This window comes from Rhodococcus sp. NPDC058532 (assembly GCF_042719255.1).
Taxonomy (GTDB): Bacteria; Actinomycetota; Actinomycetes; order Mycobacteriales; family Mycobacteriaceae; genus Rhodococcus_G.
In genome coordinates, this window is record NZ_JBHXNU010000003.1 from 86,950 (window position 1) to 101,542 (window position 14,593).

Annotated in this window: 14 protein-coding genes and 2 tRNA genes; 11 read left to right on the top strand and 5 right to left on the bottom strand. The window is 69.3% G+C overall.

Features of this window, described 5'->3' with window-relative positions; translation table 11 throughout:
* Positions 1–86 precede the first annotated feature (86 nt).
* A complete protein-coding gene (locus tag ACFWQG_RS04940; protein WP_378506476.1) occupies positions 87–1,319 on the bottom strand; it encodes an NAD(P)/FAD-dependent oxidoreductase in 1,233 nt (410 codons plus the stop codon).
* Positions 1,320–1,460: 141 nt separating this feature from the next.
* Here ACFWQG_RS04940 and ACFWQG_RS04945 point away from each other — a divergent pair, with 141 nt between their 5' ends.
* A complete protein-coding gene (locus ACFWQG_RS04945) occupies positions 1,461–2,078 on the top strand; it encodes a DsbA family protein (RefSeq protein ID WP_378506477.1) in 618 nt (205 codons plus the stop codon).
* A 211-nt stretch (positions 2,079–2,289) separates the two neighbouring features.
* On the opposite strand, the gene ACFWQG_RS04950 is transcribed toward ACFWQG_RS04945, so the two are convergent.
* Positions 2,290–3,066 (bottom strand): SDR family NAD(P)-dependent oxidoreductase, encoded by a 777-nt coding sequence (locus ACFWQG_RS04950; protein ID WP_378506478.1) that lies wholly within the window; start codon positions 3,064–3,066, stop codon positions 2,290–2,292.
* Between the two features lie 105 nt (positions 3,067–3,171).
* On the opposite strand from ACFWQG_RS04950, the gene ACFWQG_RS04955 reads away from it, so the two are divergent.
* Complete coding sequence (locus tag ACFWQG_RS04955) at positions 3,172–3,651, top strand: ribose-5-phosphate isomerase (protein ID WP_378506479.1); 480 nt, start codon at positions 3,172–3,174, stop codon at positions 3,649–3,651.
* 4 nt (positions 3,652–3,655) lie between these two features.
* Positions 3,656–4,453 carry an Fpg/Nei family DNA glycosylase gene (locus ACFWQG_RS04960; protein ID WP_378506480.1) on the top strand — a complete coding sequence of 266 codons (798 nt, stop codon included), beginning with the start codon at positions 3,656–3,658 and terminating at the stop codon, positions 4,451–4,453.
* A 52-nt stretch (positions 4,454–4,505) separates the two neighbouring features.
* On the opposite strand, the gene ACFWQG_RS04965 is transcribed toward ACFWQG_RS04960, so the two are convergent.
* Positions 4,506–5,315, bottom strand: coding sequence for a DUF1542 domain-containing protein (locus tag ACFWQG_RS04965; RefSeq protein WP_378506481.1), 810 nt, complete (start codon positions 5,313–5,315; stop codon positions 4,506–4,508).
* Between the two features lie 147 nt (positions 5,316–5,462).
* Between ACFWQG_RS04965 and dinB the strand changes: the two genes are divergently transcribed.
* Complete coding sequence (dinB, locus tag ACFWQG_RS04970; protein ID WP_378506482.1) at positions 5,463–6,686, top strand: DNA polymerase IV; 1,224 nt, start codon at positions 5,463–5,465, stop codon at positions 6,684–6,686.
* Positions 6,687–6,693: 7 nt separating this feature from the next.
* Here dinB and ACFWQG_RS04975 read toward each other — a convergent pair whose 3' ends face one another.
* Both ACFWQG_RS04975 and ACFWQG_RS04980 read right to left on the bottom strand, forming a co-directional pair.
* The gene (locus ACFWQG_RS04975; protein WP_378506483.1) at positions 6,694–7,827 is read right to left on the bottom strand and encodes a nitronate monooxygenase; all 1,134 of its coding nucleotides are present in this window, start codon (positions 7,825–7,827) and stop codon (positions 6,694–6,696) included.
* Between the two features lie 128 nt (positions 7,828–7,955).
* Positions 7,956–8,029: transfer RNA gene (locus ACFWQG_RS04980), tRNA-Gly, on the bottom strand.
* A gap of 154 nt (positions 8,030–8,183) precedes the next feature.
* On the opposite strand from ACFWQG_RS04980, the gene ACFWQG_RS04985 reads away from it, so the two are divergent.
* The 7 genes from ACFWQG_RS04985 (at position 8,184) to ACFWQG_RS05015 (ending at position 14,591) form a co-directional block, all read left to right on the top strand.
* Positions 8,184–8,260: transfer RNA gene (locus ACFWQG_RS04985), tRNA-Pro, on the top strand.
* A gap of 78 nt (positions 8,261–8,338) precedes the next feature.
* Entirely contained in the window at positions 8,339–9,691 is a 1,353-nt protein-coding gene (gene tig, locus ACFWQG_RS04990) for a trigger factor (protein ID WP_378506484.1), read from the top strand.
* 196 nt (positions 9,692–9,887) lie between these two features.
* The gene (locus tag ACFWQG_RS04995) at positions 9,888–10,478 is read left to right on the top strand and encodes an ATP-dependent Clp protease proteolytic subunit (protein ID WP_378506737.1); all 591 of its coding nucleotides are present in this window, start codon (positions 9,888–9,890) and stop codon (positions 10,476–10,478) included.
* A gap of 49 nt (positions 10,479–10,527) precedes the next feature.
* The gene (locus ACFWQG_RS05000; protein WP_378506485.1) at positions 10,528–11,190 is read left to right on the top strand and encodes an ATP-dependent Clp protease proteolytic subunit; all 663 of its coding nucleotides are present in this window, start codon (positions 10,528–10,530) and stop codon (positions 11,188–11,190) included.
* Positions 11,191–11,435: 245 nt separating this feature from the next.
* On the top strand, positions 11,436–12,713 hold the full coding sequence (clpX, locus tag ACFWQG_RS05005; RefSeq protein ID WP_378506486.1) for an ATP-dependent Clp protease ATP-binding subunit ClpX: 1,278 nt from the start codon (positions 11,436–11,438) through the stop codon (positions 12,711–12,713).
* A 139-nt stretch (positions 12,714–12,852) separates the two neighbouring features.
* A complete protein-coding gene (locus ACFWQG_RS05010) occupies positions 12,853–13,938 on the top strand; it encodes an S-(hydroxymethyl)mycothiol dehydrogenase (protein ID WP_378506487.1) in 1,086 nt (361 codons plus the stop codon).
* A 38-nt stretch (positions 13,939–13,976) separates the two neighbouring features.
* Positions 13,977–14,591 (top strand): MBL fold metallo-hydrolase, encoded by a 615-nt coding sequence (locus tag ACFWQG_RS05015; protein WP_378506488.1) that lies wholly within the window; start codon positions 13,977–13,979, stop codon positions 14,589–14,591.
* Positions 14,592–14,593: the final 2 nt, after the last annotated feature.

Genomic DNA, 14,593 nt, shown 5'->3' on the forward strand with positions numbered 1-14,593 from the left:
GGGGTCGGGGACACAAGGTTCGGCTCCATCCCATCACGAGGCGCCGACGCCAATGCGCGAGCGGGTGCGCGTCGCGGACGGTGCCGTCACCGGTACGTCTCGCCCAGCGCGACAGCGGGATCGGCGAGTCGGTCGGCGTCCACCGCACGCCCCGACCCGATCAGCGCCTTCACATCGTCGGTGACGTCCCAGACGTTGACGTTCATCCCGGCCAGCACCCGATCGCGGTCGTCGAGCCAGAACGCGACGAACTCGTGCCGCGCCGCGTCGCCGCGCAGCACCACCCGTGCGTATCCGGTCGGGGTGTGCCCGACGTACTCCATGCCGAGGTCGTACTGGTCGGTGAAGAAATACGGCAGGGTGGTGTACTCGGCCCGGTGTCCGAGCATCGTCGCCGCGGCGACCGCCGGTTGGTTCAGGGCGGTCGCCCAGTGCTCGACCCGGACCCGCGTCCGGAGCACCGGATGTTCCTGGGCGGCGATGTCGCCCACCGCAACGATGTCCGGGTCGCTGGTGCTCAGTCCCGCGTCGACGAGGACGCCGCCGTCCACGGCCAGCCCGGCGTCCCGCGCGAGTTCGACGTTGGGTTGCGCCCCCACCGCGATCAGCACCGCGTCCGCGTCGACGACGTCGCCGCTGCCCAGCCGCACCCCGGTGGCCCGGCCGTCGGCGGTGACGACGGCGTCCACCGCACTCTCGAGCCGCAGGTCAACGCCGTGCTCGCGGTGCAGTTCGGCGAAGACGGTCCCCATCTCGGGTCCGAGCGCGCCGAGCAGGGGCAGCGGTGCGGTCTCCACCACGGTGACCGTGGCGCCGCGACCCCGGGCCGCCGCCGCGACCTCGAGCCCGATCCAGCCCGCCCCGACGATCACCAGGCGGGTGCCGTGGCGCAGCGCCGCGAGCAGGGCGTCGGATTCGTCGACGGTCCGCAGGTAGTGCACCCGGTCGGCGTCCGCGCCGGGGATCGGCGGTCGCCGTGACCGCGACCCGGTCGCCAGCGCGGCCTTGTCGTAATGCACGGTGCCGCCGTCGGGCAGCGTGACCGTGTGCGCGGCCGGGTCGAGGGCGGTGACGGTGGTGCCCAACCGCAGGTCGATGTGGTGGTCGCGGTACCAGTCGGCGGGGTGGACGGTGAACTCGGTGAGGGGCTTGCCGCCGGTCAGGTGCTCCTTCGACAGCGGCGGCCGCTCGTAGGGCAGCCGCTCCTCGGCGCAGAACAGCACGATGCTGCCGTCGAAGTCCTTCCCGCGCAGTTCTTCCGCGAGCCTGGCGCCGGCGAGGCCGCCGCCGACGATGACGAACGTTCGGGTCGCTGACATCGGTCACCCTCCGGGTCCGGGATCTGCGTGCGTACCGTCGACGGTACTGCCGCGTCGGGGACGCGGGAAGCAATCGCGGCGGGCCGGGGTTGTGATCGACGGGCGGCCGCCCGGAATCACACGAAGGATGGAGGAACGCGCGTGAGCGAGACAGTCCGGAAGGACACCGCCGATTTCTGGTTCGACCCGCTGTGCCCGTGGTGCTGGATCACCTCCCGCTGGATCCTCGAGGTCGAGAAGGTGCGCGACATCGAGGCCCGCTTCCACGTGATGAGCCTCGCGGTCCTGAACGAGGACAAGGATCTGCCCGAGAACTACCGGGCGATGTTGGAGAAGGCGTGGGGCCCGGTTCGGGTCGCGATCGCCGCGGCGCAGGCACACGGCGATGAGGTGCTGCTGCCGCTGTACACGGCGATGGGCACCCGCATCCACGATCAGGGCAATGAGGACCTCGGTGTCGTCATCGCCGAGGCACTGGCCGAGGTCGGGCTGCCCGCCGACCTGGCGTCCGCCGCCGACACCGACGCCAACGACGCGGCACTGCGGGCCAGCCACCGGGCGGGCATGGATGCCGTCGGCGACGACGTCGGCACCCCGACCATTCACGTCAACGGGGTCGCGTTCTTCGGCCCCGTGCTGTCCCGGATTCCGCGTGGCGAGGACGCGGGACGGGTCTGGGACGGCGTCGTCGCGCTCGCCGGCTACCCGCACTTCTTCGAGCTCAAGCGCACCCGCACCGAGGACCCAGCCTTCGGCTAGCCCCGCTCGCCCTGCCTGACCCCTCGCCCTGCCTGACCCCTCGCCCTGCCCGACCCCTCGCCCTGCCTGACCCTCGCCCTGCCCGACCGAATGTGGGATTCGGTCAGTCAGGACGACCGAATCCCACATTCGGTCAGGGGGAGGGGAGGTAAGGGGAGGTAAGGCGAGGGGAGGGAAGGTCAGGGGTGGGGCGAGGGGAGGATCGGGGAGGCTACTTCGGGGGCATCCTGATGCCGCCGTCGACGCGGACGACCTCGGCGTTCATGTACGAGTTGGTGAGCAGTTCGAGCACCATGCTCGCGAGCTCGTCCGGCACGCCGAGACGGTGCGGGAACAGCACGCTCTCGCCGAGCTTCGCCTTGAACGCGTCGGACTGCGGCCCGGAACCGTAGATCGGGGTGTCGATCAGGCCGGGCGCGACGGTGTTGAGCCGGATGCCAGCGGCGGCGAGGTCCCTGGCGACCGGGAGGGTCATGCCGACGACTCCGCCCTTCGACGAGGAGTACGCGGCCTGCCCGATCTGGCCGTCGAACGCCGCGACCGACGCCATGTTGACGATCGCGCCCCGCTCGCCGGTGGCGGTGGGGTCGAGGCGGCTCATCGCGGTCGCCGCGATGCGGGTCACGTCGAAGGTGCCGATCAGGTTGATCTCGATGACCTTCTTGTAGAGGTCGAGATTGAACGCGGACTCGTAGCTGCCGTCCCGGCCGATGGTCCTCGATGCGGAACCGATGCCAGCGGAGTTGACGGCGGCGCGCAGCGGGCCGAGCTCGGACGCGGCGTCGACGGCCTCGACGATCTGGTCGGTGTTCGTGACGTCGACCTGGACGAACAGGCCGTCGATCTCCTTGGCGAGGGCGTTGCCCACCTCCGCGTTGAGGTCCGCGATGACGACCTTCGATCCGCGGGCGGCAAGCTGCCGGGCGGTGGCCGCGCCGATGCCGGACGCGCCGCCGGTGACGATTGCACTGGTTCCGTTGAGTTCCATAGCGCAGACCCTAGCGTTCGCTCAGTTCGGCGTGGCCGGTGGTGGAAACTTCGCCCCGCCGTGGTCCCTGGCGGGAACCTCCTCGCCGGTCCCTATCATCGATGCATGCGCGTATACCTGGGTGCCGACCACGCCGGCTTCGAGCTCAAGAACACCATCAAGGACCATCTGATCGCGAACGGGCACGAGGCGGTGGACTGCGGGGCGCACGAATACGACGCCCTCGACGACTACCCGGCCTTCTGCATCGACGCCGCTCGCCGCGTCGTCGAGGACGAGGGCAGCCTGGGCATCGTCCTCGGCGGCAGCGGCAACGGTGAGCAGATCGCTGCCAACAAGGTTCCCGGCGCCCGCTGCGCGCTGGCCTGGAGCGTGGAGACCGCGCAGCTCGCGCGGCAGCACAACAACGCCCAGCTGATCGGCATCGGCGGCCGCATGCACTCGGTCGAGGAGGCACTCGCCATCGTCGACGCGTTCCTCGCCACCGAGTGGTCGAACGAGGAGCGTCACCAGCGCCGCATCGACATCCTCGCCGCGTACGAGCGCACCGGCGACGCCCCCGCAGTCCCCGGCGTCGAGAACTGAACGCGTGCCCGAAGGGCACACCCTGCATCGACTCGCGCGGGAGCACCAGGCACGCTTCGCCGGTGCTCCCGTTCGCGTCTTCAGCCCGCAGGGCCGATTCCTGGCAGGTGCGGCGGCGGTCGACGGTCGGGTACTCGAACGGGCGGACGCGTACGGAAAGCATCTGCTGCACCACTACGAGGGCGGACGGATCGTGCACGTCCACCTCGGGCTGTACGGAAAGTTCACCGAATTGCCGCTGCCGATGGGGGAACCGGTCGGGCAGGTGCGGATGCGGATGATCGGCGCGGAGGTGGGTACCGACCTGCGGGGTCCGACGGCGTGCGAGATCTACGACGAGCCGCAGGTGCGGGCACTCGAAGGTCGGCTCGGGCCGGACCCGCTGCGGACCGATGCCGACCCGGATCGGGCGTGGCGCCGAATCTCCAAGTCGCAGAGCGCGATCGGCGCCCTGCTGATGGATCAGGCGGTGCTCGCGGGGGTCGGTAACGTGTACCGCGCTGAGGTGCTGTTCCGGCACGGCATCCACCCGGACCGTCCCGGCGCGAAGCTGGGACGCGAGGAGTGGGACGCGATCTGGGGCGACCTGGTCGCGTTGATGGCGGTCGGCGTCGACGCCGGAGTGATGCACGTGGTGCGCCCCGAGCATGACCGCGGTGCCCCGTCGTACGCGGTGGACCGCCCGCGCACTTACGTCTACCGGCGGGCGGGGGAGCCGTGCCGGGTGTGCGGCACCCCGGTCCTGCACGCGGTCATGAAGGGCCGCAACCTGTTCTGGTGCCCCACCTGTCAGCTGGCCTGACGGACGAAGCGGCCCGGATCCGATCGGACCCGGGCCGCCCTGCGTCGAGAACTCAGAAGTCGCCGAAGTCCATGCCGCCACCGTCGAAGCCGCCGAAGTCCTGGCCGCCGACGTCGCCGCCGCCGCCCATGTCGCCCCCGCCGCCCATGTCGCCCCCGCCGCCCATGTCGCCGCCGTCGCCCATGTCGCCGCCCGCGTCACCGCCGGCGTCGCTGCCGTCGCCCGCGCCGCTCTCGAACGACTGCGCGTCGTACGGGACGCCGGCCATGCCGCTGAACATCGCGGAGAAGAGCATCATCGAACCGATGCCCCAGGCGCCTGCGACGAGCGCGGGCTTCCACCACGGCTCCGAGTACCAGCCGGCGGGGACCGGTCGACCGGCGACGCGACCGCCGGGGTAGTAGTTTGGCGTCGCCGCCGACGGGTTCGGCGAGGCCGCCACCTGCCTGCCCTCGAAGTCGATCTGCCGGTCCTCGGTGACCTGACCGGCGGCCCGCTGCCCGTCGATGCTGGGCACCTCGGGGCCGGGGTCCATGCCCATCGCGGTGCGTGCGGCGCGGATGTAGTACAGGCCCTCAAGCGCGGTCTGCTTCGCCAGGCGTGCCTGTGCGGGCGTGTTCGCCTGCTCGATCTGGGAGCCTGCCGCGGTGAAGCGTTCGGAGGCGTCGGCGAGCGCCTGCTTGGACGCGTCGTCGGTGCCGGTCAGATTGAAGACCTGGCCGCCGAGTCGCTCGATCGACTGCCTGGCGTCGGCCTTGGCGTCCTCGAGTTGGTTGGCGGCGTGTCCGACCGACTTCTTCTGGCTCTTCATGACCAGGAAGACGACGGCGCCCAGGACGACGAGGATCAGGAGGAGTTCCACACGAGACCTTCCAGACGAACCGGCCGGAAGGGCGTGGGCGGTTCGCACACGGGGACAAAACGGACATCCTCAGGATACCGGTGTTTCGGCGTTGCCTCCCGCTACCGTTCGGCTGCCGCGAAACTTGTCGGCGACCGATGCGAACATGTGTTCGTGTCCAATCGTGAAGAGGCGACGATCCTGCACGCGGATCTCGACTCGTTCTATGCGTCGGTCGAACAGCGCGACGATCCGTCGCTGCGCGGCAGGCCGGTGATCGTCGGCGGCGGGGTGGTCCTCGCGGCGAGCTACGAGGCGAAGGCGTTCGGGGTGCGGACCCCGAGCAGCGGGGCGGCTGCGCGGCGGCTGTGCCCGCAGGCGATCGTCGTTCCGCCGCGCATGTCCGCCTACGCGGCGGCGAGCCGGGCCGTGTTCGAGGTGTTTCGGGACGTCACGCCGCTGGTCGAGGGCATCTCGATCGACGAGGCGTTCCTCGATGTCGGTGGTCTGTCCCGGATCGCGGGCACGCCGACCGAGATCGCAACGAAACTGCGCCGCGACGTCCGGGACCGGGTCGGGCTGCCGATCACCGTCGGGATCGCTCGGACCAAGTTTCTCGCCAAGGTGGCCAGCGCGGTGGGTAAGCCGGACGGTCTGTTGCTCGTACCGCCGGATCGCGAACTGGCGTTCCTGCATCCACTGCCGGTGGAGCGGCTCTGGGGCGTCGGCGCGGTGACGAGTCGCACGCTGCGCGACTACGGCATCACGACGGTCGGGCAGATGGCGGCGCTGCCGGAACGCGAACTCGTCGCGGTGGTGGGCGGCGCGGCCGGCCGGCACCTCCACGCGCTGGCCTCGGCTCGCGATCCGCGCCGGGTGCAGACCGGAACCCGCCGCCGCTCGATCGGCGCCCAGCACGCCCTCGGCCGCGGGCCGCGCTCCCCGGCCGAGATCGACGCGCTCGCCGCCGCACTGGTCGACCGGGTCACGCGTCGGCTGCGCCGCGCCGGGCGGGTGTGCCGCACCGTCGTGATTCGGTTGCGGTTCGCGGACTACACCCGCGCGACCCGGTCCCGGACGCTGCCGCAGGCGACCGCCCGCACGGAGACGGTGCTCGCGGCGGTGCGGGCGCTGTTGGCGCAGGCGGGCCCGGTCATTGCCGAGCGCGGGTTGACCCTGGTCGGGGTCGCGCTCACCGGCCTCGACAGGGAGGGCGCCGAACAGCTGGCCTTGCCGTTCGATACGGCCGCCGCGGCCGGGTCACCGGACGTGACCGCGCTCGATAGCGCACTCGACGCGGTCCGGGACCGGTTCGGGTCGGTCGCCGTCACCAGGGCCGCGCTGCTCGGGAAGGAGCGGGGAGCGAGCGTCCCGATCCTTCCCGACCCCTAGCGCAGGCTCAGGCGTTCGCGGCCTCGTTCAGCTGCTCCAGGGTGCCCGTCGCCTCGAGGTACTCCTGCACCCAGCGTTCGATCACAGCGGACGTCTTCTCGACCTTGGTGAACTGGCCGACGACCTGCCCGACCGGGTTGAACGCGACGTCGACGGTCTCGTTCGGGTACTTGTGTGTTGCGGCGACGGCCATGCCGGAGACCATGTACTGCAACGGCATGCCAAGCGGTTCGGGGTTGCCCTCCTGCTCCCACGCCTCCGTCCAGTCGTTGCGCAGCATCCGGCAGGGCTTACCGGTGAAGGACCGGCTGCGGACGGTGTCGCGGCTGGAGGCGTCGATGTACGCCTGCTGCTGGACCTGGGTGTTCTCCGCCTCCTCCACCATCAGCCACTGCGAGCCCGACCAGGCGCCCTGCGCGCCGAGCGCGAGTGCCGCCGCGATCTGCTGGCCGCTGCCGATACCGCCCGCCGCGAGCACCGGCACCGGCGCGACCTCCCTGACGACCTGCGGCCACAGCACGATCGAGCCGACCTCGCCGCAGTGGCCGCCGCCCTCGCCGCCCTGCGCAATGATGATGTCGACGCCTGCGTCAGCGTGCTTGCGGGCCTGATAGGGCGAGCCGCACAGCGCGGCAACCTTGCGGCCCGCGTCGTGGATGTGCTTGATCATCTCGACCGGCGGGGTCCCGAGCGCGTTGGCGATCAGGGTGACCTTCGGGTGCTGCAGCGCGACCTCGACCTGCGGGGTGGCGGTGGCCTCCGTCCAGCCGAGAAGCTGCAACGCGTTATCGCTGCCATCATCGGGCAGGGGGACGCCGTGGTCGGTGAGGATCTTGCGCCCGAACTCGAGCGTCTCCTTCGGCACCATGTTCTGCAGCATGGTGGTGAGCTCGTCCGCGGACAGGTTCGAGTCCATGCCCTCGTACTTGTTCGGGATGACGATGTCGACACCGTAGGGGTGGTCGCCGATGTGCTCGTCGATCCAGTTCAGCTCGATCTCGAGCTCCTCGGGGGTGAACCCGACCGCGCCGAGCACTCCGAAGCCGCCCGCCTTGCTGACCGCGACGACGACGTCGCGGCAGTGGGTGAACGCGAAGATGGGGAACTCGATGCCGAGGTCATCGCAGAGCGGGGTGTGCATGCGCGGTTCCTTCACTGATTCGGTGGCAAACCTGTAACAGGTTGCACCTTAGATCGGTGCGCGGCGCTGCGGGGCGGTCCAGGGAAACGAAAAAGCCCGCCACCGAATGGTGGCGGGCTTTGCCCTGCTGGAGGGGATGACGGGAATCGAACCCGCGTAGCTAGTTTGGAAGACTAGGGCTCTACCATTGAGCTACATCCCCGACGCATACGACAACTTGGGATCGCCATGACTGCCGTCTGCGTTGGAGACTGTACATAACCTCGCTTTGGATTCGCCAATCGGGTGGTCGTAGGATTCCCACTCGGTGCGGGCGCCGCGGTTTCGATTCGCGGGGTCGGTACTTCGCGAACGGACGGGGTGTGGCGCAGCTTGGTAGCGCATCCGCTTTGGGAGCGGAGGGTCGCAGGTTCGAATCCTGTCACCCCGACCAGGGACAACACGAAACAGACGCGGGCATCCGAAGATCGGGTGCCCGCACACCGGATAGACCACACGAAGGAGCATGTCCGTGAAGAGCACCGTCGAGCAGCTGAGCCCGACGCGGGTCCGTATCAACGTCGAGGTGCCCTTCGAGGAGCTCAAGCCCGACTTCGACAAGGCGTACAAGGCCCTCGCGCAGCAGATCCGTCTCCCCGGCTTCCGCCCGGGCAAGGCCCCGGCGAAGCTGCTCGAGGCGCGTGTCGGTCGCGGCGCGGTGCTTGAGCAGGTCGTCAACGACGCGCTGCCGGGCCGCTACCAGGAGGCGGTCGTCGCCGGCGAGGTCAAGGTGATCGGCCAGCCCGAGATCGAGATCACCAAGATCGAGGACGGCCAGGAGCTCGCGTTCACCGCCGAGGTCGACGTGCGCCCCGAGATCACCCTGCCCGACTTTGCGGCGCTGGCCGTCGAGGTCGACCCGATCGAGATCACCGACGAGGCCGTCGACGAGCAGCTGCTGTCGCTGCGTCAGCGCTTCGGCACCCTGGTCGGCGTCGACCGGGCCGCCGAGGAAGGCGACTTCGTCTCCATCGACCTGTCCGCGACCGTCGACGGCGAGGACGTCCCGGAGGCCTCCACCACCGGCCTGTCCCACGAGGTCGGGTCCGGCCAGCTGATCGAGGGCCTCGACGAGGCGATCATCGGTCTGAAGGCCGGTGAGTCGAAGGAGTTCACCACCAAGCTGGTCGCGGGCGAGCACGCCGACAAGGAGTCGGTTGTCACCGTCAAGGTCGACACCGTCAAGAAGCGTGAGCTGCCCGAGGCCGACGACGAGTTCGCCCAGATGGCCAGCGAGTTCGACACCCTCGACGAGCTGAACGCCGACCTGCGTGAGCGCGTTGCGCGCGTCAAGAAGGTCGAGCAGGCGGGCCAGATCCGGGACAAGGTCCTCGCGACCCTGCTCGAGACCGTCGAGGTCCCGCTGCCCGAGGCCGTCGTCAAGGCCGAGGTCGACGCCGCCATCCACGACGCGGTCCACGGCCTCGACCACGACGAGGCGAAGCTCGCCGAGCTGCTCGAGTCGCAGGGCTCCTCGCGTGAGGAGTTCGAGGCCGACGCCAAGACGTCCGCCGAGAAGTCGGTCAAGACGCAGCTGCTGCTCGACGCGATCGCCGAGGCCGAGGGCACCAATGTCGGCCAGCAGGAGCTGACCGAGCGGATCCTGTTCCAGGCGCAGCAGTACGGCATGGCGCCGGACCAGTTCATCCAGCAGATCCAGCAGGCGGGCCAGCTCGGTGCGGTCTTCGCCGACGTGCGTCGCGGCAAGGCGCTCGCCGGAGTGGTCGAGAAGTTCACGGTCACCGACACCACCGGTGCCACCGTCGACACCAAGGAACTGTTCGGCAGCCCGGACGACGAGGCCGAGGCGGCGGACGAGAGCTAGTTTTCACGCCATCAGCGAACAGGGGCGGCACCGGGACTCCGGGGCCGCCCCTGTTCGTTAGTGTCTGTGTCAGGACACAACGTTCCCCGCTCGCGACTCGTGCGTGGTCGGGCAACCCAGTGATCGAGAACATTCAGCGATCGAGAAGGCAGGTACCGTGACTTCACAGAACCCGGCGGCGTCGCAGGGCACCGTCATGACTTCGGCCACGTCAGGTCTGAACCTCAGCGACTCGGTGTACGAGCGACTGCTGCGCGAGCGCATCATCTTCCTCGGTACCCAGGTCGACGACGACATCGCCAACAAGCTGTGCGCGCAGATTCTGCTGCTGTCGGCGGAGGATCCGACCCGCGACATCTCGCTGTACATCAACTCGCCCGGCGGTTCGGTGACGGCGGGCATGGCCATCTTCGACACCATGCAGTTCGCCGAGTGCGACATCGCGACCTTCGGCATGGGCCTTGCCGCGTCGATGGGTCAGTTCCTGCTCTCCGCGGGCACCCGGGGCAAGCGGTACGCGCTGCCGCACGCGCGGATCATGATGCACCAGCCGTCCGCCGGCATCGGTGGCACCGCCGCCGACATCGCGATCATGGCCGAGCAGTTCGCGCAGACCAAGCGTGAGATGGCCGAGCTGATCGCCGAGCACACCGGTCAGACCGTCGAGCAGATCACGATCGACTCGGATCGCGACCGCTGGTTCACCGCGACCCAGGCCCTCGAGTACGGCTTCGTCGACCACGTCATCTCCCGCGCGCGGCAGGCCGGCGGCACCGGAAACAACTAGGCAGCACGGCACGTCCGCCCCGACGCCCCCTACCTTCCTGGAGAAGCAGATGACCAACCTCTACACCCCGCGCGCGCTCTCGGGCACCGCCCCGGCCGGACCGTCGGCCCGCTACATCCTGCCGCAGTTCACCGAGCAGACCAGCTACGGCGTCAAGACCTCCGACCCGTACAACAAGCTGTTCGAGGAGCGAATCATCTTCCTGGGCAACCAGGTCGACGACGTCTCCGCGAACGACCTGATGGCGCAGCTGCTGGTGCTGGAGTCGCAGGACCCCGACCGCGACATCACGATGTACATCAACTCGCCCGGCGGCTCGTTCACCGCGCTGATGGCGATCTACGACACCATGCAGTACGTGCGTGCCGACATCACGACCGTGTGCCTCGGGCAGGCGGCGTCGGCGGCCGCCGTGCTGCTCGCGGCGGGCACCCCGGGCAAGCGTCTCGCGCTGCCGAACGCGCGGGTGCTGATCCATCAGCCCGCGACCGGCGGCATCCAGGGGCAGGTCTCCGACCTGGAGATCCAGGCCGCCGAGATCGAGCGGATGCGCAGGCTGATGGAAGAGACCCTCGGTCGGCACACCGGCAAGGATCCGCAGGTGATCCGCAAGGACACCGACCGGGACAAGATCCTGACGGCCGAGGAGGCCAAGGACTACGGGATCATCGACAACGTCCTCGAGTACCGGAAGCTCTCCGCGCAGAAGTGACGCGCCCCGTGCGCTTGTGACGTCTGGGTGTCGACCCGCCCGACCTGTAACGGTCCGGGCGGGTCGGCGCGAAACACGGTCAACAAGTCGACCCCGTTCCGGCTGGGCGGGTACGGTCACAGTCAGGGGTTACGCCCGTCGGGCGCGGCCCATGCGACATCGGCCCAACAGCAACCCAACCGGCCGGACCGGAACGGTCAGCACCCGTAGCGAGTGCAGCTGAGAAGGAAGTAGGACCTGACGAGATGGCACGCATCGGTGACGGCGGAGACCTGCTGAAATGCTCGTTCTGCGGTAAGAGTCAGAAGCAGGTGAAGAAGCTCATCGCGGGCCCCGGCGTCTACATCTGCGACGAGTGCATCGACCTGTGCAACGAGATCATCGAGGAAGAGCTCGCCGAGTCCAGCGACGTCAAGCTCGACGAGCTGCCGAAGCCGGCCGAGATCCGCGACTTCCTCGAGAACTACGTGATCGGCCAGGACGCGGCCAAGCGGACCCTCGCGGTCGCGGTCTACAACCACTACAAGCGCATCCAGGCCGGCGACAAGGGCCGGGACGTGCGCGGTGAGACCGTCGAACTGGCGAAGTCGAACATCCTGATGCTCGGCCCGACGGGCTGCGGCAAGACCTACCTGGCGCAGACCCTCGCGAAGATGCTCAACGTGCCGTTCGCGATCGCCGACGCGACGGCGCTCACCGAGGCCGGGTACGTCGGCGAGGATGTCGAGAACATCCTGCTCAAGCTGATCCAGGCCGCCGACTACGACGTCAAGCGCGCCGAGACCGGCATCATCTACATCGACGAGGTCGACAAGATCGCCCGCAAGTCGGAGAACCCGTCGATCACCCGCGACGTGTCCGGTGAGGGCGTGCAGCAGGCGCTGCTGAAGATCCTGGAGGGCACGCAGGCGAGCGTGCCGCCGCAGGGCGGGCGCAAGCATCCGCACCAGGAGTTCATCCAGATCGACACCACCAACGTGCTGTTCATCGTCGCCGGTGCGTTCGCCGGCCTGGAGAAGATCGTCGCCGACCGGGTCGGCAAGCGCGGGCTCGGGTTCGGTGCGGAGGTCCGGTCGAAGGCGGAAATCGACACCCAGGACCACTTCGCCGAGGTCATGCCGGAGGATCTGATCAAGTTCGGGCTGATCCCCGAGTTCATCGGGCGCCTCCCGATGGTTGCGTCGGTGACGAACCTGGACAAGGAGTCCCTGGTCCAGATTCTCTCGGAGCCGAAGAACGCCCTAGTCAAGCAGTACACCCGGTTGTTCGAGATGGACGGGGTGGAACTCGAGTTCACCACGGACGCGCTCGAGGCGGTCGCCGACCAGGCGATCCTGCGCGGCACCGGCGCCCGCGGCCTGCGCGCCATCATGGAAGAGGTTCTGCTGCCGGTGATGTACGACATCCCGAGCCGCGACGACGTCGCCAAGGTGGTCGTGACGGGGGAGACCGTCAACGACAACGTGCTGCCGACGATCGTGCCGCGCAAGCCGGACCGCGAGCGCCGCGACAAGTCGGCGTAGCAGCTTCAGCGGACCACGGCGCCCCCACCGACCGGTGGGGGCGCCGTGCTCTGCTCGTCCATCCCGCGCGTCGGGGTTACGGTCGACAGCGCGGGTATCGCAACGGTGCGCCCGCCGGACATGTGAGGAGATCAGGCAAATGCCGCAGCAGGTACGAGGTGTGATCGCGCGCTCGAAGGGCGCCCCGGTGGAGATCGTCCCGATCACCGTCCCCGACCCCGGCCCCGGCGAGGTCGTCGTCGCCGTCGCCGCATGCGGCGTCTGCCACACCGACCTCACCTACCGGGACGGCGGCATCAACGACGAGTACCCGTTCCTGCTCGGCCACGAGGCGGCGGGTGTCGTCGAAAGCGTGGGCGAGGGTGTCGATTCCGTCGCCGTCGGCGACTTCGTCGTGCTGAACTGGCGGGCCGTGTGCGGGCAGTGCCGTGCCTGCAAGCGGGGCCGCCCGCAGTATTGCTTCGACACGTTCAACGCGACGCAGAAGATGACCCTCGAGGACGGCACCGAGCTGACCCCGGCGTTGGGGATCGGTGCCTTCGCCGACAAGACGCTCGTGCACGCAGGCCAGTGCACCAAGGTGGATCCCGCCGCCGACCCCGCCGTCGTTGGCCTCCTCGGCTGCGGCGTCATGGCGGGCATGGGCGCGGCGATGAACACCGGCAATGTCGGCCGCGGCGACTCGGTCGCCGTCATCGGCTGCGGCGGCGTCGGTGACGCCGCGATCATGGGCGCGCGGCTCGCGGGCGCGAACACGATCATCGCGATCGACCGCGACGCCAAGAAGCTGGAGTGGGCGCGGGACCTCGGCGCCACCCACACGCTGAACGCGACCGAGTTCGACGTCGTCGAGGCCGTGCAGGACCTCACCGGCGGATTCGGTGCGGACGTGGTCATCGACGCCGTCGGCCGCCCGGAGACGTGGAAGCAGGCGTTCTACGCGCGGGACCTGGCAGGCACCGTGGTTCTCGTCGGGGTCCCGACCCCGGACATGACCCTGGAGATGCCGCTGGTGGACTTCTTCTCCCGCGGCGGCGCGCTGAAGTCGTCGTGGTACGGCGACTGCCTGCCCGAGCGGGACTTCCCGATGCTCGTCGACCTGTACCGGCAGGGACGACTGCCGCTGGAGAAGTTCGTCACCGAACGGATCGCGCTCGACGAGGTCGAGGCGGCGTTCGAGTCGATGCACCGCGGTGAGGTGCTGCGTTCGGTGGTCGTGCTGTGACGCGCGAGGCCAGCGTAGCGACGGGGAACGGGTTCCGGGTGGACCGCGTCGTCACGTCGGGGACGTTCGAACTCGACGGCGGCAGCTGGGATGTGGACAACAACATCTGGCTGATCGGGGACGACTCCGAGGTCGTGATCGTGGACGCCGCGCACACCGCCCAGCCGATCGTCGATGCGGTCGCGGGCCGGAAGGTCGTCGCGATCGTGTGTACACACGGGCACAACGATCACATCACCGTCGCCCCCGAACTGTCCGAGCGGCTGGACGCACCGATCCTCCTGAGCCCCGCCGACAACATGCTGTGGGAGATGACGCACCCCGGCGTCGCGCACGGGACGCTGGAGGGCAGCCAGCGGATCACGGTGGCGGGCACCGACATCCAGGCCATCGCGACGCCCGGTCACTCGCCGGGGTCGACGTGCCTGTACCTGCCGGAGGCGGGGGAGTTGTTCACCGGCGACACCCTGTTCGCGGGCGGTCCCGGTGCGACGGGGCGCTCGTACTCGGATTTCCCGACGATCATCGGGTCGATCCGCGACAGGCTGTTCGCGCTGCCGCCGGAGACGCGGGTGCACACCGGGCACGGGGACGGCACGACCCTCGGCGCCGAGTCGCCGCACCTGGAGGAGTGGATCCGGCGCGGCAACTGACC